General features: G+C 62.8%; 23 protein-coding genes. 6 read left to right on the plus strand and 17 right to left on the minus strand.

Translation table 11 applies throughout. The features are described 5' to 3' along the window. Nucleotides 1-133: 133 nt before the first annotated feature. The 7 genes from arnF to arnB form a co-directional block, all read right to left on the minus strand. Nucleotides 134-580 carry a 4-amino-4-deoxy-L-arabinose-phosphoundecaprenol flippase subunit ArnF gene (gene arnF, locus PG881_RS13660; RefSeq protein ID WP_139703640.1) on the minus strand — a complete coding sequence of 149 codons (447 nt, stop codon included), beginning with the start codon at nt 578-580 and terminating at the stop codon, nt 134-136. Beyond that, entirely contained in the window at nt 577-921 is a 345-nt protein-coding gene (locus tag PG881_RS13665; RefSeq protein WP_024944371.1) for an EamA family transporter, read from the minus strand. The genes arnF and PG881_RS13665 overlap by 4 nt, the downstream gene beginning before the upstream one ends. Continuing rightward, a complete protein-coding gene (gene arnT, locus PG881_RS13670) occupies nt 921-2,564 on the minus strand; it encodes a lipid IV(A) 4-amino-4-deoxy-L-arabinosyltransferase (RefSeq protein WP_270800648.1) in 1,644 nt (547 codons plus the stop codon). Before arnT ends, PG881_RS13665 begins: the two co-directional genes overlap by 1 nt. A 69-nt stretch (nt 2,565-2,633) precedes the next feature. Beyond that, entirely contained in the window at nt 2,634-3,533 is a 900-nt protein-coding gene (gene arnD, locus PG881_RS13675) for a 4-deoxy-4-formamido-L-arabinose-phosphoundecaprenol deformylase (RefSeq protein WP_270800650.1), read from the minus strand. Next, nucleotides 3,526-5,517, minus strand: coding sequence for a bifunctional UDP-4-amino-4-deoxy-L-arabinose formyltransferase/UDP-glucuronic acid oxidase ArnA (arnA, locus tag PG881_RS13680; RefSeq protein WP_270800654.1), 1,992 nt, complete (start codon nt 5,515-5,517; stop codon nt 3,526-3,528). The genes arnD and arnA overlap by 8 nt, the downstream gene beginning before the upstream one ends. Further along, entirely contained in the window at nt 5,514-6,494 is a 981-nt protein-coding gene (gene arnC / locus PG881_RS13685) for an undecaprenyl-phosphate 4-deoxy-4-formamido-L-arabinose transferase (protein ID WP_024944375.1), read from the minus strand. The genes arnA and arnC overlap by 4 nt, the downstream gene beginning before the upstream one ends. Nucleotides 6,495-6,500: 6 nt before the next feature. Next, entirely contained in the window at nt 6,501-7,637 is a 1,137-nt protein-coding gene (gene arnB, locus PG881_RS13690) for a UDP-4-amino-4-deoxy-L-arabinose aminotransferase (protein WP_270800658.1), read from the minus strand. Between the two features lie 220 nt (nt 7,638-7,857). Between arnB and PG881_RS13695 the strand changes: the two genes are divergently transcribed. Further along, nucleotides 7,858-9,204 (plus strand): UDP-glucose dehydrogenase family protein, encoded by a 1,347-nt coding sequence (locus PG881_RS13695; protein WP_270800660.1) that lies wholly within the window; start codon nt 7,858-7,860, stop codon nt 9,202-9,204. Nucleotides 9,205-9,630: 426 nt separating this feature from the next. Here the strand turns inward: PG881_RS13695 and PG881_RS13700 are convergent, their stop codons facing one another. Beyond that, the gene (locus PG881_RS13700; protein WP_011704929.1) at nt 9,631-9,873 is read right to left on the minus strand and encodes a YheU family protein; all 243 of its coding nucleotides are present in this window, start codon (nt 9,871-9,873) and stop codon (nt 9,631-9,633) included. An 83-nt stretch (nt 9,874-9,956) separates the two neighbouring features. On the opposite strand from PG881_RS13700, the gene PG881_RS13705 reads away from it, so the two are divergent. Beyond that, nucleotides 9,957-11,117 carry a sensor domain-containing diguanylate cyclase gene (locus tag PG881_RS13705; RefSeq protein WP_270800665.1) on the plus strand — a complete coding sequence of 387 codons (1,161 nt, stop codon included), beginning with the start codon at nt 9,957-9,959 and terminating at the stop codon, nt 11,115-11,117. On the opposite strand, the gene PG881_RS13710 is transcribed toward PG881_RS13705, so the two are convergent. The 3 genes from PG881_RS13710 to PG881_RS13720 form a co-directional block, all read right to left on the minus strand. Continuing rightward, on the minus strand, nt 11,099-12,082 hold the full coding sequence (locus PG881_RS13710) for a hydrolase (protein WP_270800667.1): 984 nt from the start codon (nt 12,080-12,082) through the stop codon (nt 11,099-11,101). The genes PG881_RS13705 and PG881_RS13710 overlap by 19 nt on opposite strands. Nucleotides 12,083-12,149: 67 nt before the next feature. Continuing rightward, nucleotides 12,150-13,049, minus strand: a complete 900-nt coding sequence (locus tag PG881_RS13715; protein WP_011704932.1) for a chemotaxis protein — start codon at nt 13,047-13,049, stop codon at nt 12,150-12,152. 181 nt (nt 13,050-13,230) lie between these two features. Further along, a complete protein-coding gene (locus tag PG881_RS13720) occupies nt 13,231-13,917 on the minus strand; it encodes a hypothetical protein (protein ID WP_270800669.1) in 687 nt (228 codons plus the stop codon). A 39-nt stretch (nt 13,918-13,956) separates the two neighbouring features. Here PG881_RS13720 and PG881_RS13725 point away from each other — a divergent pair, with 39 nt between their 5' ends. Next, entirely contained in the window at nt 13,957-14,163 is a 207-nt protein-coding gene (locus tag PG881_RS13725) for a YheV family putative zinc ribbon protein (protein WP_011704934.1), read from the plus strand. Nucleotides 14,164-14,308: 145 nt separating this feature from the next. Next, nucleotides 14,309-14,947, plus strand: a complete 639-nt coding sequence (locus tag PG881_RS13730) for an FKBP-type peptidyl-prolyl cis-trans isomerase (RefSeq protein ID WP_011704935.1) — start codon at nt 14,309-14,311, stop codon at nt 14,945-14,947. 63 nt (nt 14,948-15,010) lie between these two features. On the opposite strand, the gene PG881_RS13735 is transcribed toward PG881_RS13730, so the two are convergent. Then, complete coding sequence (locus tag PG881_RS13735; protein WP_011704936.1) at nt 15,011-15,226, minus strand: SlyX family protein; 216 nt, start codon at nt 15,224-15,226, stop codon at nt 15,011-15,013. 14 nt (nt 15,227-15,240) lie between these two features. Beyond that, complete coding sequence (locus PG881_RS13740; protein WP_077095340.1) at nt 15,241-16,209, minus strand: WD40 repeat domain-containing protein; 969 nt, start codon at nt 16,207-16,209, stop codon at nt 15,241-15,243. 119 nt (nt 16,210-16,328) lie between these two features. Between PG881_RS13740 and fkpA the strand changes: the two genes are divergently transcribed. Next, a complete protein-coding gene (fkpA, locus tag PG881_RS13745) occupies nt 16,329-17,135 on the plus strand; it encodes an FKBP-type peptidyl-prolyl cis-trans isomerase (RefSeq protein ID WP_011704938.1) in 807 nt (268 codons plus the stop codon). 151 nt (nt 17,136-17,286) lie between these two features. Then, nucleotides 17,287-18,693 carry a sigma-54-dependent transcriptional regulator gene (locus tag PG881_RS13750; protein ID WP_029303793.1) on the plus strand — a complete coding sequence of 469 codons (1,407 nt, stop codon included), beginning with the start codon at nt 17,287-17,289 and terminating at the stop codon, nt 18,691-18,693. A gap of 91 nt (nt 18,694-18,784) precedes the next feature. Here the strand turns inward: PG881_RS13750 and PG881_RS13755 are convergent, their stop codons facing one another. The 4 genes from PG881_RS13755 to PG881_RS13770 all read right to left on the minus strand — a co-directional run bounded on the left by PG881_RS13755 (nt 18,785) and on the right by PG881_RS13770 (nt 22,496). After that, nucleotides 18,785-19,654: a tetratricopeptide repeat protein gene (locus PG881_RS13755; protein WP_270800672.1), complete on the minus strand. Its 870-nt coding sequence runs from the start codon at nt 19,652-19,654 to the stop codon at nt 18,785-18,787. A 113-nt stretch (nt 19,655-19,767) separates the two neighbouring features. After that, entirely contained in the window at nt 19,768-20,103 is a 336-nt protein-coding gene (locus PG881_RS13760; RefSeq protein WP_005303968.1) for a hypothetical protein, read from the minus strand. 126 nt (nt 20,104-20,229) lie between these two features. Further along, a complete protein-coding gene (locus PG881_RS13765) occupies nt 20,230-20,571 on the minus strand; it encodes a DUF2956 domain-containing protein (RefSeq protein ID WP_252411018.1) in 342 nt (113 codons plus the stop codon). Nucleotides 20,572-20,657: 86 nt separating this feature from the next. Next, complete coding sequence (locus tag PG881_RS13770) at nt 20,658-22,496, minus strand: bifunctional metallophosphatase/5'-nucleotidase (RefSeq protein WP_011704942.1); 1,839 nt, start codon at nt 22,494-22,496, stop codon at nt 20,658-20,660. Nucleotides 22,497-22,662 lie beyond the last annotated feature (166 nt).

Raw genomic sequence — 22,662 nt, forward strand, 5'->3', positions numbered from 1 at the left:
TCCGAGTGCGGTCAAGTGTGCGACCTGACAGTACCACCGCGCAACTGCTTCGCGGGCGTGCCAGCGTGCCTGCATCGGCGGCAGACGCAAAAAAGGGCTGCCGTGGCAGCCCTTGCGATCAATAAGAGAAAAACTAGTCGGCCTGCTTGGTGCCGGCCGCAGGTTTGATCCCCACCAGTACGGCTCCCAGCAGGATGAACAGCACCCCGAGCGCCTTGCCGGGTTCCAGCGGCTCGGCGAAGAGCGGGATGTTGACCGCCAGCAGGTAGACCAGCGCATAGCTGGTGCTGAGCAGGGGGTAGGCGATGTTGAGCGGGGTGGAGTGCAGCGCCGCCAGCCAGCAGAGCAGCGACAGGGCGTAGCAGCCCACCCCGGCCAGGATCACCAGCAGCGGCAGCGGATGGGCCAGCATCACGGCAAGATCCATCTGCCAGGTCGGCAGCTGGATCACCCCCCACTTCATGCCGAGCTGGGCCGCCGTCACCAGCAAGATGCTGCCGAGCACGTAGAGATACCCCTTCAGCGCCGATCTTGCAGGGCTGGCCGGTCGTTGGCCCGCCTGCGGATGACCATCTTTCATAGCAAACCTCCCAGCAGCAGGGCGCCCACTATGATGGCTCCCACCCCCAGCCAGTTGTGGTAGCTGATCTGCTCGTGAAAGAACAGTCTGGAACCCACCAGCACCAGCACCAGATTGATGCTGAGCATGGGGTAGGCCATGCTGAGCGGCAGCCGCTGCAGCAGGTAGATCCAGAGCAGCATGCCGCAGCCTAGTGCCGCCACGCTGGCGATGAGCCAGGGTGAGCGCAGCTTCTGCCAGTGGTTGCAGGGCCGGCGCTGCCAGCTGACGACCGCCTGCTTTTGCAGCATCTGGCCGCTGCAGGTCAGCAGGCACACCAGCAACAGCAGCAGGATGTCCATCACTGGGCCCCGTGGTAGATGAGCAGGGTCAGTCGGTGACTGACGATGGTTTCGTCGGCGGGGGGCACGGGCCCGGTGTTGCCGTCGCGATCGGTCTTCATCAGCAGGGCTACCTGCCCATTCTTGCGCGCTTGTTCCAGCCAGGCCGGGAAGTCGGCGCGGGCCACATAGCGTCCCGCAGCATCCGGGTAGCCGAGGCCATAATGCACCTCGCCCTTGCTGTCGAACAGGTTGATCTCGCTGCGCTGGGTGCCCCAGGCGAGGGAGGAGGCCAGTCCGACGTCGTTGGCCAGCAGGGTGCCTGACTTCATCAGCACGGCCTGATTGGCTTCGATGAAGCGCTCCGGCAGCTTGGAGTCGATCAGCGATTGCGGCAGCGCCCAGGGCAGACCGATGGCCAGCACCATGGGGCAGAGCGCGCTCAGGGTCCAGCGGCGGCTGACCTCTTTCAACTGGATGAAGCCGAGCAGACTCCAGCCGGCGAAGATGACCATGGCCGCCGCCAGCGCACCGTGATCCTCCTCGCCATAGACGGCGTGGCTGGGGGAGAACGCCAGCACGGCCAGCACCACCAGGCAGATGAGGCCGAACAGGCCGTTCAGCCAGGCATTGACCCGCAAGGCCCGCTCTTTCCCCTCCTTGAGCAGGTCGACGGCGCTGGCGGCCATCAGCATGGCCAGCGGGGCGAAGCAGGGCAGGATGTAGGTGAGCAGCTTGCCCTTGGCAATGCTGAAAAACAGCAGGGGCAGGATCACCCAGGCCAGCAGGTAGAGGGTTTCCGGACTTATCTTGCGCTCCTGCCAGCCCTTGCGCAGGGCGCCGGGCAGCAGGCCGAGCCAGGGCAGGGTGCCGAGCAGCCCCATGGGCAGGTAGTACCAGAGCGGTGCCTTGTGCTGGGCGTTGTCGGCGGCGAAGCGCTGGATGTGTTCAATCCAGAAGAAGTAGTGCCAGTAGTCCGGTTCGCGCAGGTGCACGGCGATGGCCCAGGGGGCGGCCAGCAGGACCGCGCTCAGGATGGCCAGCGGCCCGAAGCGCACCAGCTCGAGCAGGCGGCGCTGATAGATGACGTAGGGCACGATGACCACCACGGGCACTGCCAGGGCGATGAAGCCCTTGGTGAGAAAACCCATGCCGCAGGCGAGGCCGAACAGCAGATAGCCACCGACCCGGCTGCCAAGGGAGCCCTCCTTGCGGATGATGTAGAAGCTCACCATGGCGGCGTTGAGCCAGAGGGTCACCATGGCGTCCAGCACGCTGTAGGTGCCGATGCCGTAGACGATCAGCAGCGACAGATAGATGAGCCCGGTCAGGAAGGCCTTGCGCCGGCACTGCCACAGCTGCAGGGCAAACCAGCAGATCAGCAGGGCGCTGAGGCCGGTGGCGGCGGCCGAGGCGAAGCGCACGGCGAAGTTGGTGTCACCGAACAGCTGCTGGCTGATGCTGTTGAACCAGTAGCCAGCGATGGGTTTCTCGAAGTAGCGCAAGCCCAGGAAATGGGGCACGACCCAGTCTCCGGTGCTCACCATCTCCCGGCTGATCTCGGCGTAGCGGTTTTCGTCCGGGCTCCAGAGCGGCCGCTGGTCGAGCGGCAGCAGGTAAAAGAAGAGAAAGAACAGGGGCAGGGCCCACTTGGTCAACGTCATGACATCCTCTGTTGCATGGTGTGATTAGCGCGATGGTTAGTCCTGCCACCCGAGGTGGCGTCATTCATCTCAGGCTTCGGCCTTGCAGCCGAGCCAGCCCTCCCGTCCGGGCAGGGTGCCGCGGACCAGCCGGCCGGTCGGCAGCGTGGTCGGGTCGGATGGTAACAGATCCCCGAGCGGCACGAAGCGGATGCCGCGCGCCCTGGCTTCGCCGAGCAGGGCATCGAACTGCTCTGCCATCACGATCCCTTCCACTTCGGCGTGGATGGTGTAGACGTGGGGGCCCTGCGCCGGCGGGGTCGCCAGCTGATCCAGCAGGAAACGGTTGAAACCGTCGAGCGTTACCTGATGGCCCACCACTTCGTCGAAGGTGGGCAGGTTGACCGGGATCTGCGGGGTGCCGGGGCGGTCATCCTGCAGCAGGGGCCGAAACAGTCCGCTGCCGCGACAGTCGCTGTTGTAGCGAAAGCCGAACTGCTCCTTGGCCTGGGTGGTGAGCGGGTCGGCCCGCCAGCCGGCGGCGGCGGAGCAGTCCACTTCGCGCCCCAGGATCTGGTTGAGCGCATCCACCCCGAGCCGGGTCTGACGAGCCAGCTCGGCTTCGTCCCAGCGGCCGGTGTTGGCCTGCCAGCCGTGGTGATCCCAGGCGTGCAGCCCCACCTCGTGACGGGCGCTGTCGGTGTCGCGCATCAGGGAGCCGAGCTGCTTGCCGATGGACTTGCCGGGCCAGGCGGTGCCGGCCAGCAGGATGTCCAGCCCATAGAGGGATGCTGCGTTGGAGCGCAGCATCTTGAGCAGAAAGCGGGGTTTTAGCAGGCGCCACAAGTGGCGCCCCATGTTGTCCGGTCCGACCGAGAAGAAGAAGCTCCCCTTGACCTGATGCTTGTCGAGCAGTTGCAGCAGGCGGGGCACCCCGTCACGGGTCCCCCTGAAGGTATCGACGTCGATCCGCAGACCTACCTCAGTCATGCTCGACTCCCGTCGTGACCGCCCCTTGCAGGAAGAAGTCCAGGGTGTTGCCGATGGTCTCTTCCATCTCGATGGTCGGTTCCCAGCCCAGCAGGCGGCGGGCATTGGCGATGCTCGGCCGACGGTGGGAGACGTCCTGATAGCCGTCACCGTAGAAGGATTTGCTCTCCACCAGCTTGAAGCCGGCAAACGGCGGGAAGTGGTCGCGCAGCGGGTGAGCCTCGAACTTGGCGAGCAGGATCTCGGCCATCTGCTGGATGCTGGCCTCGTTGTCCGGGTTGCCGATGTTGATGATCTGGCCGTCGCAGCGGTTCTCCTTGTTCTCGATGATGCGGAACAGGGCCTCGATGCCGTCCTCAATGTCGGTGAAGCAGCGCTTCTGGGCGCCGCCGTCCACCAGCTGGATCGGGGTGCCGTCCACCAGGTTGAGGATCAGCTGGGTGATGGCGCGGGAGCTGCCGATGCGGGCGGAGTCCAGGCTGTCCAGACGCGGCCCCATCCAGTTGAAGGGGCGGAACAGTGTGAAGTTGAGCCCCTCTTTCTTGCCGTAGGCCCAGATCACCCGATCCAGCAACTGCTTGGAGACCGAGTAGATCCAGCGCTGCTTGTTGATGGGGCCGACGATGAGGCGGGAGCTGTCTTCATCGAAGCTGTGATCGTCGCACATCCCGTACACCTCGGAGGTGGAAGGGAAGATGATGCGCTTGTGGTACTTCACGCAGTAGCGGACGATCTTGAGGTTCTCCTCGAAGTCGAGCTCGAACACGCGCAGCGGGTTGCGGGTGTACTCGATGGGGGTGGCGATGGCCACCAGCGGCAGGATCACGTCGCACTTCTTGATGTGATACTCGATCCACTCGGTGTGGATGCTGATGTCTCCTTCCACGAAGTGGAAGTTGGGGTGACCGATGAAACGGTCCACCGCGCTGGAGCCAATGTCGAGGCCATACACCTCATAGCCGCCATCCTGGAGCAGGCGCTCGGTCAGGTGGTTGCCGATGAAGCCGTTGACGCCGAGGATCAGCACCCGGGTCAGCCGCGCCTTGCGCAGGGCATTGCTCGCCTTGGCGCCGATCTTCATCCCTTCCACCAGCCCCAGTTCGCGGGCCAGCTGGGCGCCGCGCACATAGAGTCCGCCTTCGGCCTGACCGGCCACGATCTCCAGCACCCCTTCACCGCAGGCGATGCGCAGCGGCTCCTGGCTGAGGATGGTGCCCGGCTGCTTGTCGCTCTGCTGGGCCAGCCAGTGGCTCTTCCACACCGTCAGCTTGCGATCGCCGGCGAAGCTGAAGGCGCCCGGGTAGGGCTGGGTGACGGCGCGCACCAGGTTGTGCAGTTCGCGGGCCGGGCGGTGCCAGTGCAGTTCGCCATCGGCCGCGGTGCGGCGGCCATAGTAGCTGGCCTTGCTCTCATCCTGCGGGGTGAGGCGGATGTCGCCGGCGCGCAGCTTGGGCAGCTCCTGCTCCAGCAGCGCACGGGCGGCGAGGCGCACCTTGCCGTGCAGGGTCAGCGCGGTATCGTCGTCGGCAATGGTCACCGCCTGCTGGGCGACGATGGCGCCGGCATCGGGCTTGGCGGTCATCTGGTGCAGGGTGATGCCGGTCTCGCTCTCGCCGTTGACCAGGCACCAGTTGATGGGCGCGCGGCCGCGGTAGGCGGGCAACAGGGAGCCGTGCAGGTTGAAGGCGCCGACGGTCGGGATGTCGAGGATCGCCTGCTTGAGCATGTTGCGGTAGTAGAAGGAGAAGAGGGCCTGGGGCGCCAGCTCGCGAATGCGCTCAATCCAGAGCGGGTGGTTCACGTCCTCGGGGGAGTAGACCGGCAGGTTGTGCTCGGCGCAGAGCTGGGCGACCGAGCCGAAGAAGCGGTTCTCGCCCGGATCGTCGGCGTGGGTGAAGACGGCCTGGATCTCGTAGCCTGCCTCGAGCAGGGCCTCGATGCCGGTGCAACCGATATCGTGATAAGCAAAGACGACGACTTTCATTGTTCAGCTTCCTGTTGCGAAGGGGTGGTGGCGCTGCGCACGATCTGGTGGATGAAGTAGCGGGGACGGGCGCGCACGTCGGTGTACATGCGGCCTATGTATTCTCCCAGCAGCCCCATGCCCAGCAGCTGCACGCCGACAAAGGTGAAGAGAATGGCAAAGAGGGTGAAGACGCCATCGGCGGCCCAGTCGGCGCCCAGAATGAGGCGCATCAGGATCAGCAGGATGGAGAAGGTAAAGCCGATGCCCGCCACCACGCTGCCGACGATGCTGAGCAGCCGCAGCGGGGTGGTGGTCATGCAGGTGACCAGGTCATACATCAGGTTGATGAGGTGCATCAGCCCGTATTTGGACTCGCCGTGGGCCCGCTCGGCGTGGCCCACTTCCAGCTCGATGGTGCGGCGGGCGAAGCTGTTGGCCAGGATGGGGATGAAGGTGCTGCGCTCCTGGCAGCAGAGCATGGCGTCGATGATGTGACGGCGGTAGGCGCGCAGCATGCAGCCATAGTCGCTCATGTGCACACCGGTGGCCTTTTGCACCGACTTGTTGATGAGTTTGGAGGCGGTTTTGCGAAACCAGGAGTCCTGGCGGTTGCGGCGCATGGTGCCCACCACGTCGTAGCCCTGCATGGCGGCTTCCACCAGGCGAGGGATCTCCTCCGGCGGGTTCTGCAGATCCGCATCCAGGGTGATCACCAGATCCCCCTTGGCGGTCTCGAAGCCGGCCATGATGGCGGCGTGCTGACCGTAGTTGCGGTTGAGCAGCACCCCGACCAGCTTGCTGCCCTCAACGGCGGCGGCGTCTCGGATGAGCTCGGTGGAGCCGTCGTGGCTGCCGTCATCGATCAGGATCACCTCGTAATCCTGTGACAGCTGATCGCAGGCGGCGGTGACCCGGCTCAGCAGCGCGGGCAGGCTGGCCTCCTCGTTGTAGACGGGGATGACCACCGAAACCAGCTTGATGTCAGTGTTGTTCACGTTGCGTTACTCCAATATGTCGATAAGGGCCGCGACCACGCGATCGACGTCGGCCAGCGTCATGTCCGGGAAGAGTGGCAAGGTGCACAGGCGTGACGAGTTCCACTCGGTATGAGGCAGGCTGAGGGTCGGGTAGCGTTCGCGGTAGTATTTCTGGGTGTGGGCTGCCCGAAAGTGCAGACCGGTACCGATGCCGCGCTCCTGCAGTGCCTGCATCAGCTGATCCCGGTCGAGCCCGCAGCGATCCGGGTCGACCCGCACCATGAACAGGTGCCAGGCGTGCAGGTGGGGGTAGCCCGGCACGGCGAGCGGCGCCAGCGGCAGACCGGCCAGCCGCTCCTGGTAGCGGGCCACCAGTTCGGCCCGCTTGGCGTTGAGCTCGGGCAGGCGCGCCAGCTGCACCAGGGCGATGGCGGCGTTGATGTCGGCCAGGTTGTATTTGAAGCCCGGGGTGATCACCTCCGCCTGCGGCTTGCGGCCCAGGCTCATGCGATCAAAGGCATCCACCCCCAGGCCGTGGAATTTGAGCATCCGTACCTTGTCCGCCAGTGCCTTGTCGTCGGTTACCAGCATGCCCCCTTCGGCGCAGGTCAGGTTCTTGATGGCGTGGAAGGAGAAGATGGCGGTGCCGCTGGCGCCGATCCAGCGTTCCCGATAGCGGGTGCCGACCGCGTGGGCGGCATCCTCGATGACCGTTATGCCGTGCTGGCCGGCCAGCGCCAGGATCGGATCCAGATCGACCGGGGCGCCGGCGTAGTGGACCGGGATGATGGCTTTGGTGTTGGCGGTGATGAGCGGCGCGATCAGATCGGCGCTGGTCATCAGGGTATCCGGGTCCACGTCGACGAAGACCGGTTCGGCCCCCAGCAGGGTGATGATGTTGATGGTGGAGACCCAGGTCTGGGAGGGGGTGATCACCTCATCTCCCGGGCCTATGCCCAGCGCCAGCAGGGTGACGTGCATGCCGGCGGTGGCGGAGCAGAGCGCGACCGCGTGCTGACAGCCGAATGTGTCGCAGAATTGCTGTTCCAGTTCATGATTCTTCGGGCCCGTGGTGATCCAGCCCGATTTCAATACGTCACAGACAGCACTTATCTCGGCATCACCGATGGCGGGCCTCGAAAATGGCAGAAAATCTTGCATAAGAGATCCAACGAAGAATATTAATCAGTGCCCGTAAAAGCGGGCAGCCCCAAAAATTGCACTCAACATAACGTATATAAAAGCGGGCCTGCAATGGTCCAGAAACAGCTGGTAACAATTAACTGGTGCGGTCATCTTAGGTAATGTGATAAATATTTATAACCCCCCCAACTCTTGTTTTTCCAAATTACATTTTCTCTGACATTTTGGTTGTATCAATATGAACATTACTGTATTTGGAAGTGGCTACGTGGGCCTGGTTCAGGCCACCGTACTGGCCGACGTCGGTCATCAGGTTATCTGTGTCGATGTCGATGAACAGAAGGTGGCAGCCCTGACGGATGGCCAGGTGCCCATCTATGAACCCGGTCTCGAATCCCTGCTGCAGCGCAACATCAAGAGCGGCGCCCTGGTGTTCACCACGGACGCCGTGCTGGCCGTCAAACACGGCGATGTGCAGTTTCTGGCGGTAGGCACGCCACCGGGGGAAGATGGTTCCGCCGATCTGAGCCACGTGTTGACGGTGGCCGAGACCATCGCCCAGTATCGCGATCGGCCCGTCATCATCGTCAACAAGTCGACCGTGCCGGTGGGCACCGCCGACAAGGTGACCGCCAGGGTCAACGCCATCCTGCAGCAGCGGGATCAGTCGTTCGCCTTCGATGTGGTCTCCAACCCCGAATTTCTGAAAGAGGGCTCCGCCATCCAGGATTGCCTGCGGCCGGATCGCATCGTGGTGGGCACCGCCAACGAGGCCTCCCGCCAGCTGATGCGCGAGCTCTACGAGCCGTTCAACCGCAATCACGACCGCATCCTGTTCATGGATGTGCGCAGCGCCGAGCTGACCAAGTACGCCGCCAACTGCATGCTGGCCACCAAGATAAGCTTCATCAACGAGATGGCCGGGCTGGCCGAGCGGGTCGGCGCCGACATCGAGATGGTGCGCCAGGGGATAGGCTCGGATCAGCGCATCGGCTATCAGTTCATCTACCCGGGGTGCGGCTATGGCGGCTCCTGTTTTCCCAAGGATGTCAAAGCCTTGCTGGCCACGGCCCAGGAGCTGGAGTACGACACGCCGCTGATCCGGGCGGTGGAGCGAGTCAATGAATTGCAAAAATCACGGCTGTTTCAGCTGTTGTCAGCGTTCTTCTGCGCCGAAGGGGAGAGCCTGGCCGGCAAGACCATCGCCCTGTGGGGGCTGGCGTTCAAGCCCAACACCGACGACATGCGCGAGGCGCCGAGCCGGGCCTTGATGGAGGCGCTGTGGCAGGCCGGGGCGACCGTGCAGGCCTACGATCCCGAGGCGATGCAGGAGGCCCAGCAGATCTATGGCAACTGTGACAAGCTGCGGTTGATGGGCACCAAGGAGGCGGCGCTGTTTGGTGCGGATGCCCTGGTGGTCTGCACCGAATGGAACCACTTCAAGGCGCCCAATTTTGCCGCCATCAAGCAGGCGTTGCGTTATCCGCTGATCGTCGATGGCCGCAACCTGTTTGATCCGGGCCGGATGAAAGACCATGGTTTTCATTACTACGCCATTGGGCGGGGCGAATCGGTAATGAAATAAAAAGACCATGCCACGCTGCCGCCATGTTTCAGTGCAATGGCAGTGCGGCATCTCTTCACGCTGAACAAGACTATTTATGTCACTATTGTTGGTGAGCGTCGTTGTCATATTTATTTAATATTGTGAGCTGATTCACTTTATTAATTTTATATTGCCGCTATGGCCAGGTTCTCTGCATGGCCGCCACTATTAATTAAACCGGTATTGATATGGCCTATTTCCCTGCAGCATATTGCCGCGGGCACCAATCAATGCATAACATCCGGCCCTATCACGCTGTTCAAAATAAAAATGGCCCTCCGCCAGTGCGGAGGGCCATTTTTATTTTCTGAAAAGGAGCCGCCAGCCCGGCGGGAACTGTCGGGTTCGTGCCGCCAACATGTCTGCCTGGCTGGCAAGACCCAGATCGGGATGGCAATGGGCCGGCTATTCCGGTATATCGTCCACCTGAGCCCGGTCGAGGGTCGCCTTGGGCACTATGTTCACGCTTTCGTGCAGCTCGCTGTAAACGATCACGGCCAGCCCCTGCTGCAGCTGTGTCCTGACATCGGCGACCTTGTCGGCCAGACTGACATCATGTTCGCCGTACTCGGTGCCCTCTTGCAGCACGAAGTGCTCGAGCAGGTTGTTGAGGGTGTCTGCATCCAGCTCTTGCCAGGGGATAATCATGGTTTCATCTTCCGTTACCAGAGAGCGGGTATTGTCTATCTGTCGGCAGCAAGCGCAAGGGATTTATATGGCAGCAAGCAGGTATGAACATGCTATCTGACGAACAACGTCGTCTCTCCAGCCACCTCGAGCACCATCTGTATGAGTCTCGCCGTCACGCCCTGAGCAAGGGGTTGCGCTGGTTCTGGGCCGTCAACCAGCTGGCGATCCTGTTCCTGCTGGCGCGCTTCTATGTCTATCAGGACGCCCATCTGGTGGTGGTCCGGGTACTGCCCTGGAGCTACGAGGTGCAGCTGGTGCTGATGACGCTGGCCTGCCTGTCGTTTCCGCTGTTCTGGCACTGGCTCTCCCGCCAGCCCCCCGCCATCTGGCAACCCTGCCTGCGTGCCGGCGCCCTGCTGTGGGGGACTGGCTGGGCGCTGCTCGGCTACGCCATCGCCCTGGTGGAGCTGAGAGGCGGTTTCAGCCTGGCGTTCGATCTCATCAGCATGTTGCTGATGACGGCGCTGGTGGCGCTCTATTGCGAGGTGCGGCTGTTCTACTGCTTCAGCACCCCGCCGCTGCTGTTTCTGCTGCTGGAGGCGCTGCTGGTCAAGGTGCCGTTTCCGGCGGTGCACTGGATGGCGGTGGGCTGTCTCATCATCATGCTGGAGACGGGCAGGCGCATGCTCAACGGTTGGTTCGAACTGGCGGTGTCCCGTGAGCACGAGAACCTGACCCTGGCCCGCCAGCTCGATGCCATGGCCAAGCGGGACCCGCTGACCGGGCTGGCCAACCGGCGCCACTTCGACAACGTCGGCGAGCAGATCCTGCAGGAGGCGAGAGAGCAGCACGGCGAGTTTGCCATCCTGCTGCTGGACGTGGACTTCTTCAAACGCTTCAACGATCACTACGGCCATCTGCAGGGGGACAACTGCCTGATCGCGGTGGCCGACTGCCTGCGCGAGGCCATTCGCCAGCCGGCCGACGTGGTGGCCCGCTATGGCGGGGAGGAGTTCGTGCTGTTGCTGCCCGGTGCCGATGCGCTGGCCGCCAGCGCCATCGCCAGGCGCATTGCCGCCGCGCTGGCTGGGCGACACATCCTCCATGCACAGTCGGAGGTGTCGGATCGGGTCACCGTGAGTCAGGGCATCGCCCTGTGGCACGGGGGGCAGGATGGCATCGCCGACATGCTGGTGCGTGCCGACGAGGCGCTTTATCAGGTCAAGGAGGCTGGCCGCAACGGCTACCGGCTCGCCCCCTGAGTCTGCTCCCGCAGCCACTGGCTGATCCGCTCTTCCAGCCAGAATCGCGGCCGCCAGGGGGTACCGTGCAGAAAGCCCACGTGGCCGCCCTGGCGGCTCAGCTCGTAGCGCACCATGGGGGAGAGCTGCTCCGCCTGCGGGATCACCGCCTCGGTCATGAAGGGATCGTCGGCGGCGTGGATCACCAGGGTGGGTATGGGGATCTGCGCCAGCATCCCCAAGCCCGAGCAGCGCTGATAGTAGTGATCGGCACTGTCAAAATCGTGCAGTGGCGCCGTGACCTGCTCATCGAAGTCGCGCAGGGTAGCGATGGCGCGCACCTGCTGCGGTTGCCAGCGGGCACCGGCCGCCGCCTGCCGCTGGATCTTCTGCTGCAGGTTGTGGCGCATGGTGCGCAGCAGATAGCTCTGATAGACCCTCGAGAAGCCCTGATTGACCCGATCGGCGCAGCTGTCCAGCCGCAGCGGCGCCGAGATCACCACCGCCGCCGTCAGCTCGCTCGGGCAGGCGCGCGCCAGCAGATTGACCAGCATGTTGCCCCCCAGCGAATAGCCGATGGCGACGAGCGGTTTGCCGGGAAAGCGGCGGCCCAGCTCGGCGATCAGCGCCTGGGCATCCTCGATGGCGCCGGAGTGATAGGCCTGCAGCAGCCGGTTCGGCTCGCCGCTGCAGCCGCGAAAGTGCATCAGCACCGCCTCGTTGCCCTGCCGTTGCAGGTGGGCGAACAGTCCCTTGGCATAGTGGGAGTGAATGCTCCCCTCCAGCCCGTGAAACAGCACGATGAGCGGTCGCTCATCCCGGCTGATCTCGCCGCTCCAGGCGAGATCGACGAAGTCGCCATCCGCCAGCTCGAAGCGCTCCGCCACGAAGCGGGCCGGTTGCCGGCGCAGCCACTTGGGCAAAATGGTTTGCAGATGGGGATTGCGCGCCCACCAGGGGGCGTGGAAGTGGCTTTCGATCAGCATGCTGGGTCCGCGGGGTGACAGGGACAGAAAAGGCAACGGCGAGAAGCCGGGCTTCTCGCCGTCGGGATCAGGCCGGCAGGCTGTCGTGGTGCTCGGCACCGCGCAGCATGGCCTGGATCAGTTCGTTGGCTTCAAACTTGGTCAGCGCCTCGTGAGCACCCACCTGATGGGCCCGCTCTACGCTGATCTCGCTGGAGAGCGAGGTGTGCAGGATGATGTAGGCGCCCGCCAGTTTGGCGTCGCTCTGCACCTCGAAGGCCAGCTCATAGCCGTCGAGCCCCGGCATCTCGATGTCGCTCACCAGGATGTCGATGGGGGTCTTCTGGCTGGCGCGGGTCTGCATCAGGGTCAGCGCATCCTTGCCGTTGGTGCACACCTCATAGGGGATGTTGATGTAGTCCAGCGCCGCCATCAGCTGGCGACGGGCGACCGAGGAGTCATCCACCAGCAGGATCCGCATCGGCTTGATCCGCTCTCGCTGCACGTCGGTCAGCACCGGGTAGAGGTGGCTGGGATCGTCCGGATAGACCCGGGAGAGGATCAGCTCCACGTCCAGCAACTGGATCAGCTGGTCATTGACCCGGGTCACGCCGGTGACGAACACGTTGTGGCCGAGGGTGGCGGGCGGCGGCTCGATGTCGCGCCAGTTGCACTCGGTGATCTTGTCGATGCCGCGCACCAGAAAGCCCACCAGGGTGCGGCGGCAGTCGGTGATGATGATGAAGCAGTGCGGCATCTCTTCCTTGCTGATCGGGCGATAACCAACCGCCATGGCCATGTCGATCACCGGGATGGTGGTGCCACGCATGCTGGCGGCGCCGAGCACGGTCGGGTGCGAGTGCGGCATGGCCGTCAGCTGGGTGTAGGGCACTATCTCTTTCACCTTGAGGGTGCCGATGGCGAAGGATTGCTTGGCCGAGAGATGAAACAGCAACATGCCCTGGGATTGGTTGGCCTTGCTTTTCATGGCAGATGTCCTGTGAGTCAAAACGGTATCAGTCAATTCAGGCCCCTAGCATAAAGGATTATAGAAGAAATGGCCTTGTGGTTATTAACGACCATTGGCCGCAAAACTGGACTCATTTCATCCATTTATTGCCGCAATCCGCGCCTGTGCGCACTGCCTGGGGCCCTCATGGGCGGGGTGTTCAGCGCGCCTGCAACGCCTCCAGCGGGGTGCCGAGCCACTGCTGGCAGGCGTGGGTGAGCGCGGCTTCATCTCCATAACCCAGCTTGCTCAACACCTGGGCGCGTTGGCTGCCGCTCTTGAGCAGCCGCACCGCCTGCAGCAGCTGCCACTGGGCGCGCAGCGCATCGCCCGCCAGCGCCGGGTCGCTGAGGCCACGCTGCGCCAGACATTGTTGCCATGCCGCATCGCTGCCCTCCTGACCGTTTGCCAACGCCTGCCAGGCGGCCTGCAGGGCATTGTCTGGCTGGGAGGCAATGGGGCAGGCCGGCAGCTCATCGAGAATTACCTGCAAGCGGTGGCCGTAGGCCCCTTGCCAGTCGCGGGGGCGCTGCCACTGGGCCAGGCCGTCGAGCAGCGCCGTCAGCAGCGGGGTGGGCTGCAGCCAGCCCGCCCGCTCGGGCTGCTCCACACGTACCGAGCAGGTCAGCAGATCATGCTGGCAGCCCGCCAGCGGGGTGAATGCGGCCAGGGCATCGGCACAGAGCCAGAAGTGGCTTCCCGTCGGCATCAGCCACTCATGGGCGCCGAGTCGCAGCAGCGCCGCGCCCCGGGTGATCCGCAGCAGCTGGCCCACCGGCACGCGCTTGCGGGCACCGACTTGCAGATGCGAAGTGGAAAAATGCTGATATTCGATGGCGTGATGCATGTAAAAACCCTGATATGATGCTGCCTGGAGGTAACGAAAATGGAAACCAGACGTAAAAAGCGCTTCATTGCCGGTGCGGTCTGCCCGGCGTGCGGCAAAATGGACACCATGATGCTGTATATGGAGCATGGAGTCGAGAAGGTGACCTGTGTCGAGTGCGGGGATACCCAGGTACAGACCCAGGCCGAGGTGGACAAGGTGACCCGGGAGACGGAACAGGTAATCGGCGTGTTTCGTCCCGAGTGAGTGCCGGCCTCAAGGTGATGGCACGCCGGTCGGGCTGGTGGCTGTTGATGACTTTTTCATCATGCTGAAGCCGGACCGACCATATGCTTGTCTGCCTTTTTGAGGTATTCTGGGCCCGTTTTTTTCTATCCGCAGGATCCCTGACATGAAAGTAGCTCCCCTGAGCGTGGTTACGCTGGAATACACGGTCACCGACGAACACGGTGAAGTCATCGACACCACTGTCGGTAAAGAGCCTCTGGTGTATCTGCACGGTACCCGTTATCTGGTCTCCGGCCTCGAAGCCGAGCTGGAAGGCCGCAGCGTGGGCGAGGCGTTCGACGTCACCCTGACGCCGGAGCAGGCTTATGGCCAGTACGACGAGAACCTGGTGCAGGAAGTGCCCGGCGAGCTGTTCGACGGCATGGAAGTGTCTGAAGGGGATACTTTTGTGGCCGAGACCGACGATGGCCACCGCCCGGTGACCGTGATCGAAGTGTCCGAAGAGTTCGTCAAGGTGGATGGCAACCATCCGCTGGCTGGCGTGACCCTGGGCTTCAAGGTCGAGATCAAGGACGTGCGCGCCGCCACTGCCGAAGAGCTGGCCCACGGCCACGTTCACGGTGCCGGTGGTTGCGGTCACGATCATGGCCACGACCATGATCACGACCACGGTCATGAGCACGGCGGTTGCTGCGGTGGTGGTCATCATGGCCACGATCACGGTCATGACCACGGCGACGACCACGGCCACGGTGGCTGCTGCGGTGGCGGCGGTTGCGGTGGCAAGGGCCATCAGCACTGATCACGGCATTGCCGATGATAAAAAAACCCGCGCTTACGCGGGTTTTTTTATGGCTGGCACTCATCAGTAGTGCGGTGGCGGGGTCTCTTCGGCCATGCTGGCGATCTGGCTTGGCTGCACGCTCTGCAGCTTGTCCACCAGCAGCTGGATCTGATGCTTGAGTCGATCCAGCTCGCGGCCCTGGGTGGTGACCTCGTCGTTGAGCTGCTCCACCGTGTATTCGGCGAAGGCGAGGCGGCTTTCCAGGGTTTCGAGGCGATCGTTTAATTGCTGACTCATGGGCCTTTTGGTCCTTACTTGATAGTCCAGATTTCGGCCAGGCCGCTGGAGCTGGCGCTGACAAGGTGGCTATTGTCGCGCAAAGCCACGCCGTAGACCACTGCGCTCGGCGGTTTCACCCTGGGATGGGGCGAGACGCGCCAGCTCTGCAGCAGGCTGCCGTCGCTCACCTGCCACAGGGAGAGCTGGCGGGAGGGGGCGCCGGTGATGAGCCACTTGCCGTCGTTGGCAAAACGCGCCGCGGTGTAGACCTCGAAGCGGTGATCGAACTGCAGCCGGCTCAGCTCCTTGCCGGTTGTCAGATCCCAGATGCTGGCCTGGCGGCTGTCGGCGGTGAAGGCGAGCCGTCCGCTCGGGTCGAGCCGGGCCAGCACCACCCGGCCGGCATGGTTGAAGCGCCACACCACCTGGCCTGAGCGGGTGTCCCACAGGTAGGCACTGTAGTCGTTGCCGCCGGTGAGGGCGTAGCGGCCGTTGGGGGAGAGATCCACCGTGTTGACCTGCTCGGTGTGGCCGAGAAACTGCAGCCGGCGGCCGGTGCGGGTATCCACCACTTCCGCCTTGCCGTCTTCTCGGCCGATCAGCACCTGGCGACCGTCGGCCGACAGGGCGATGTCCCTCAGCCTGGATTCAGGAAGCGAATAGTAGCCTTGCGACTGGCCATCCTGCAGGCGCCAGATCCCGAAACTGTCGGGGGTGGCCGTCACGGCGTGGCTGTCGTCCGCCGAGAAACGGGTGATGATGATGAAGTTGTCCGGATTGTCGGACTGGCGCCAGCGCCAGCGCTCCTTGCCCTGTTCCAGGTCCCACACCACAGTGCCCTGGCTCAGGCTGGAGACGATGGCCTGCTTGCCGTCGCTGGCCAGATCGGCGCTCAGCAGCCCCTGGTTGGCGAGGGTCAGTTGTCGGTCCGGCGATGAGCTCTGTTCGCAGCCTGTCAGCATCAGGCAAATCGCGACGAGATAAATGGCACTTTTTATCATTTTTCCTGTCTCATGCTTTCGTTACCTGCGATCACGGCGTTAGTATAAGGCGCTTATCACGATAAACCTCTCATTTCACGAAGGAACCGAGAGCGGTATTTAGAGTTTTGGAGAAACTGATGAACAATTTTCTGAAGGTGTCCCTGTTGGCCGCGGCAGTTGCCGTGAGTCTGACTGCTTGCCAAAAAGACGAGAAGACTGCTGCGAATACCGCAGAGGTCAAGGCAGAAGCCAGCAAGCCGGCAGAGGCCCCCAAGGCTGAAGCCAAGAGCTTTGAAGAGCAATCCGGCTATGCAATTGGCCTCTCCATGGGTCGTTATATCGCCAATACCCTGGAACGTCAGCAGGAACTCGGCATCAAGCTGGACAACAGCGTCATCCTCAAGGGTGTGACCGACGGTCTGGGCAAAGAAGCCAAGATGACCGACGAGGAGATCCAGAAGGTTCTGCAGCAGTACGACGCCAAGATCAACGAGTTGACCAAGGCCAAGGCTGACAAGGATGCCGTGGAAAACCAGAAGAAGGGTGAAGAGTACCTGGCTGCCAACGCCAAGAAAGAGGGCGTGAAGAGCACCGAATCCGGCCTGCAATACCAGGTCGAGAAGATGGGTACCGGCGCCAAGCCGAAGGCCACCGACATCGTCAAGGTCCACTACACCGGTACCCTGACTGACGGTACCAAGTTCGACAGCTCCGTCGATCGCGGCGAGCCGGCCACCTTCCCGCTCAACCAGGTGATCCCGGGCTGGACCGAAGGCGTGCAGCTGATGCCGGTCGGTTCCAAGTTCAAGTTCTTCCTGCCGTCCAAGCTGGCCTATGGCGAACACGGTGCGGGTTCCATCCCGGCCAATGCCGTGCTGGTATTCGACGTTGAGCTGCTGGCTATCGAGAAGCCGGCTGCCGATGGCGACAACGCCAAGAAGTAAGCGGAAAACGTTGAAAAAACGGCTCCTTAGGGAGCCGTTTTTACTTGTAACTCCGCCCGAATGGCGGGATAAAAGAGAGTATCGCCAACTGTGCTAACATGGCGAACGACACCCGAAATAGACAACAAAATCAATTGCAAGGATGGCTCCCGTGGCGGAAAGCAAACCTCGAGTCCTGTTGGTGGAAGATACCCGCAGTCTGGCGGTGGTCTATGAACAGTATCTGGCCCAGGATGGCTACGAGGTGCTGCGGGCCGATTGCGGCCAGCAGGCATTGGCGCAGCTGCTGAGCAGCCCGCCGCCGGTGGTGCTGCTGGATCTCGAGCTGCCCGACATGTCCGGCATGGACATCCTGCAGCAGATCACCGAACAGCAGCTGCCCTGCTCGGTGGTGGTGATCACCGCCCACGGCTCGGTGGACGTGGCGGTGGAGGCGATGCGGCTCGGCGCCTTCGACTTTCTGACCAAACCGTTCGACGGCAAGCGGCTGTGCGCCACCGCGCGCAATGCCCTCAAGCACCAGCAGCTCAGCTCGCTGGTGGCCCAGTACCGGGAGAACTTCGAGCGCAGCTCGTTTGCCGGCTTCATCGGTGCCTCCATGCCGATGCAGGCGGTCTATCGCATCATCGAGAGCGCGGCGCCGAGCAAGGCGACCGTGTTCATCACCGGCGAGAGCGGCACCGGCAAGGAGGTGTGCGCCGAGGCCATCCACCAGTGCAGCCCACGTCGCGAGCAGCCCTTCATCGCCCTCAACTGCGCCGCCATTCCCCACGACCTGATGGAGAGCGAGATCTTTGGCCACGTGAAGGGGTCGTTCACCGGTGCGCAGGGGGATCGCAAGGGGGCGGCCAGCCTGGCGGATGGCGGCACCCTGTTTCTGGACGAGATCTGCGAGATGGATCTGGACCTGCAGAGCAAGCTGCTGCGCTTCATCCAGACTGGCACCCTGCAGCGGGTCGGCAGCGGCAAGCTGGAGACGGTGGACGTGCGCTTCGTCTGCGCCACCAACCGGGATCCCCTGCTGGAGGTGAAGGCGGGGCGTTTTCGCGAGGATCTCTACTACCGGTTGCACGTCATCCCCCTCAGCCTGCCGCCGCTGCGCGAGCGGGGCGAGGATATACTGCTGCTGGCGCGAACCCTGCTGCAGAGCTATGCCAAGGAAGAGAACAAGCGCTTCAAGGATTTCGATGCCGAGGCGGCGCGGGTGCTGCTCGATTACCCCTGGCCCGGCAACGTGCGCGAGCTGCAGAACGTGGTGCGCAACATAGTGGTGCTCAACGATCGCGAGCTGGTGAGCCCCGACATCTTGCCGCCCCCGCTCAACGGCAGCCGTGCCAGTCTGCTGGCGGCGATCCCCGCTGCGGCAGCGACCGGCAGCGGTGCCGTGGTGGCGACCAATGCCCCGATCCGCCCGCTCTGGCTGGTGGAGAAAGAGACCATAGAGCAGGCCATCGCCAGCTGTGACGGCAACATCCCCAAGGCGGCGGCGTTGCTGGAGATAAGCCCTTCCACCATCTATCGCAAGAAACAGGGCTGGGAAGAGGCGAGTCTGGCGTGAGGTCGGTGTCGGGAGGGGGTTCACCCTCCCGGGGAATAAAATGTGCGGGGCGGCCGATTGGCCGCCCCGCTGCGTTTGTGGCGGTCGCTCGCTAGAGCTTGGCGAGGAGCTTGAGGCGGGCCAGCCGCTCGGCCTCGTTGGCCTTGAGCCAGCGATCCTGCGAGAGCAGGAACCAGGCGCGGGAGAAGTATTCGGCCGCCGCCGGCTCATCCAGTACCAGCGCATTCTCCCCCAGCTCCTCGAACAGATAGCCATCCTCCGCCACCCCGGCGGCCGCCATATCGGCCTTTAGCTGCATCAGGTCGGCCAGCGCCTGTTCGTGCTGACCCTGGGCCCGCAGCAGGCGGGCCAGACTCCAGCGGGCGATAAACGCCTTGGCTTGGTTGTTGTGCTGCTCATGCCAGGCCAGACATTTTTGCTGGAAGCCCCTGGCCTCATCGAAACGACCCAGCTCGAACAGGGTCCAGCCCTGGTTGTTGTAGAGGGTGGCGAGCCAGCCGCGCACCTTTTGATCGGTACTGCGCTCGGCCAGCTCCATCGCCAGCTGATGCCAGCGGCTCTGCTCTTCCAGCGGGGCGGCGATGGCGATCATGTGGGCGGCGTCGATGGCGAGATAAAGCTCCTTGTGCTTGAGCCCCAGCTGCCAGGCCTGCTCAAACAGCGTCTTGGCGCTGGCCTTGTCGCCGGCGGAGTTGAAGGTGCGGCCACGCTCCAGCAGGGCGCGCAGGCGGGCTCGCGGGGTGGCGTCGGTGAGGCGGGGTTCTATCTCGTCGAGCAGCTGGTGCGCCTGTGCAAACTGGCGTTGTAGCGAATGGGTGCGGGCTATCTGGGTGAGCAGTTCCAGTTCGTACTGCAGATCGGCGGCGGCGCGCGCCTCGGGCAACAGGGCATGAAAACGCAGGGCGCTGGCGGCGGGATCCCGATAATCCCACTGCGCCATGAAATCGGGCGGATTGTCCATCTGGCCTCCTTGCTGGCTATCCTCCTCCCAAGATGCCTGCAGGCCATTGTTTGTACAAGGGGCCCCCGTCACAGAGTGCCCCTTGAGTCATGTTCGCATCAGTGGCGAGCCGGTCAGTAGACCATGGCCAGGCTCATCAACATCAGGCCGAGGGCGGCGAAGGCTCCCTCCTTGATGGCGAGGCGCGGCACCAGCGCCTTGGGCAGGGCCGGGAACAGGCTGAGGGCGAAGCCGAGCCCCGGCATCAGCCAGTGAAAGGCCGGGTTACGCAGGCTGGGGTCTGCCGCACCATTGATGATGATGAGCAGAATGAAGAGGGTGAAGGCCGGCAGAATAAACCAGCGGGCGCTGCCGGCCGCAACGGCGCGCAGCGGCGAGATGCGATAGAGCAGCAGGGTCACGATAAACAGCACCAGGGGTGCCAGCAGGTAGAGTGGAGCCGGATTCATAACGGGTATCCTGAAAAAAGGCGTGAGCAGCAGTGGCGGGATTTAATCAGCCCGGGGCGGGGATGACCAGCCACAAGGGCCCGGGCTGTGAAGCAGATCCCGGGCAAAGGTTTGTCGGCCGGGGCTTCAGCGCAGCCAGAACCAGGCGGCAAAGCCCAGCCAGCTGACGGCCAGCAGCAGCCAGGGCAGCGGATGCTGGCGGGAAACCTCGACCAGCTCGACGATGTCGTCCGGTTCCTCATCCTGCGGCGCTGCGTGGGACTGTTTGGCCTTGGCCTGCAGTTTTTTCTGACGGCTGGCCTCGCGGGCCCGCACCTTCATCTGTTTCTTGTATTCGTCTATGCCTTTCTGGATCCCCTGCGCGATCAGCTGGGTCTGCTCCTTGGTCTGCCCCGGCTTCTGGTTGGCACGGGCAATTTTCATCGCCTCCTGCTGGGTCTCGGGGGAAATCTTGTCGTACTTCGCCATCAAAGGGTCTCCTCGGCATCGATTGGCGGGGAGTATGCCATAAAAACGGCGCCCTCAGGCGCCGTTGCAACAGCTTGTGAGCCGGATCAGGGCTTGTAGTAGGTCACGGTCGCGTAGGGCAGCGGGTTGAGGGTGCCCTGGGACTCGGCGTACTCCATGAACATCTCGTTCTCACCGACGCCGGAGTCGACGTAGTCACCCTTGTTGGGCAGCTCTTCACGCTTGAGCAGGCCGTTGTAGCCATCCTTGCCGGAAGCGATGTAGGTGTTGGCACCGACCCGGTACACCTTCTCGTCATCCAGCGGCTGCCACTGGCCGTTGGCGTCCAGCAGTTCCAGCTTGGTGATGCGGGAGCCCTTGGCCAGCTTGCCGTCGTAGGTGTAGCTCAGATGGCCGACGTAGGGGAAGGCACCGCTGGAGGCGGCGATCCCGGTCTCCAGACCGATGGAGTAGTCAACGGCGTACTCCAGGGTAGCCCGAACGTCCTTGCCCTTGAGGTTGAAGGCGGCGATCTTGTTGCCAAACGGCAGCAGGGTACCCATCACGTAACCGACCGAGAGCGGGCCCGCGTTCACGTCGGCACGCACGCCACCGGCGTTCTGGATGGTGAAGTCGACCTTGGTGTTGAGCTTGTTGAGCTTCCAGTAGAGCGACTCGGCCACCAGGGGATCGATGAGGCCGGCGCCGTCCGGGGTGGTCGGCACGCGCACGTGGGTCAGCTTGGTCGGCACGTCGGCGATGATCTTGGCTTCGAGCTCGGCCACGGCCGGCTTGTACTCGGTGTCGATCACATCGCGCATGGCGGTGTTTTCCGGCACGATCTCGATGACCGGGGACTTGTTGATGAAGTCGACCACGTTGGTCTGCTCGGTGCCGCTGAGCGGCACTTTCTTCTTGGCCACTTCCTTGGTGAAGTCGTCGCCGGTCATCAGGGTGTTGCGGCCCTCACACTTGGTGAGCTGGCCTTCCTTGCTGAGGGAGACGTTGACCAGGCCGTAGCCCTTGGCCCATTCACCGGCCTGCACGATACAGGTCTTGCCGCCGTCCGGGTTGCTGACGATCTGGGCGTAGGTATTGTCGTCGGCCGGGTTCTGGTTGTGGGCGGTGTAGCCGATGCTGTTGAGCTCGGTGATGTCGCCGAGGAAAGTCTGGGAGTGACCGCCGACGATCAGGTCGATGCCGTTGACGGCCTTGGCGACCGCCTGGTCATTTTGCAGGCCGATATGGGTGACCATGATGATCTTGTTGGCGCCCTTGGATTTGAGGGTATCAACCATTTTCTGGGCGGTCTCAATCATCGGCAGGAATTTGGTGTCGGTATCCGGTGAGGAGATGTCATGCATATTTTCCAGCACCAGCCCGAAAATACCCACGCTCTCGCCATTGACTTCCTTAATGACATATTCGTGAATATTTTCACTGTCCTTCAGGGTGGCGCTACTGGATTTCACCATATTGGAAGCCAATACCGGGAAATTCACCCGTGAGACAAAGTCTTTAATAGCCTGGTTGCCCAGATCGAATTCGTGGTTGCCGAGCACCATGGCATCGATACCCATGTCGGAGAGCAGCCGGGACTCCTCTTCACCCTTGAACTGGGTGAAATAGAGGGTGCCCTGGAAGGCGTCACCACCGTTGAGCACCATGAAGTTGCGGCCCTCGTTGGCAGCCTGGCTGCGCAGCTCGTCCAGCTTGAACTTCAGGCGCGGATAGCCGCCCAGCTTGGCGTTGAACTTGAACAGCTCCTGGCCGGTGGGCTGGATCGCCAGCGCATTTTCGGTCGGGTCGAGGTGGGCGTGGGTATCATTGATGTGGGCAATGGTCAGATCCAGCGGAATATGTTCCTTGCTGCTGTTTTCTGAATTGCAGGCGGTCAGCCCGAACAGGGTAATAGAGACGGTGACGGCCAGTAGCGTCTTCTTCATCGGTAATATTCCTCTTGTTGTTATAGTCCTGTATATCGTTCCTGCATGACAGGAGTGTGGCGATTCTAGGCAAAAAGTAATAATTGGAAATAAACAGAGCTGATTCCTTTGAGCTACTGCACATTAATAAAGCAAATAAACGTTTGCTCTATTTGGCAGAGCAGGG

The organism is Aeromonas sp. QDB54 (genome assembly GCF_027707385.1).
Classification (GTDB): Bacteria; Pseudomonadota; Gammaproteobacteria; order Enterobacterales; family Aeromonadaceae; genus Aeromonas; species Aeromonas hydrophila.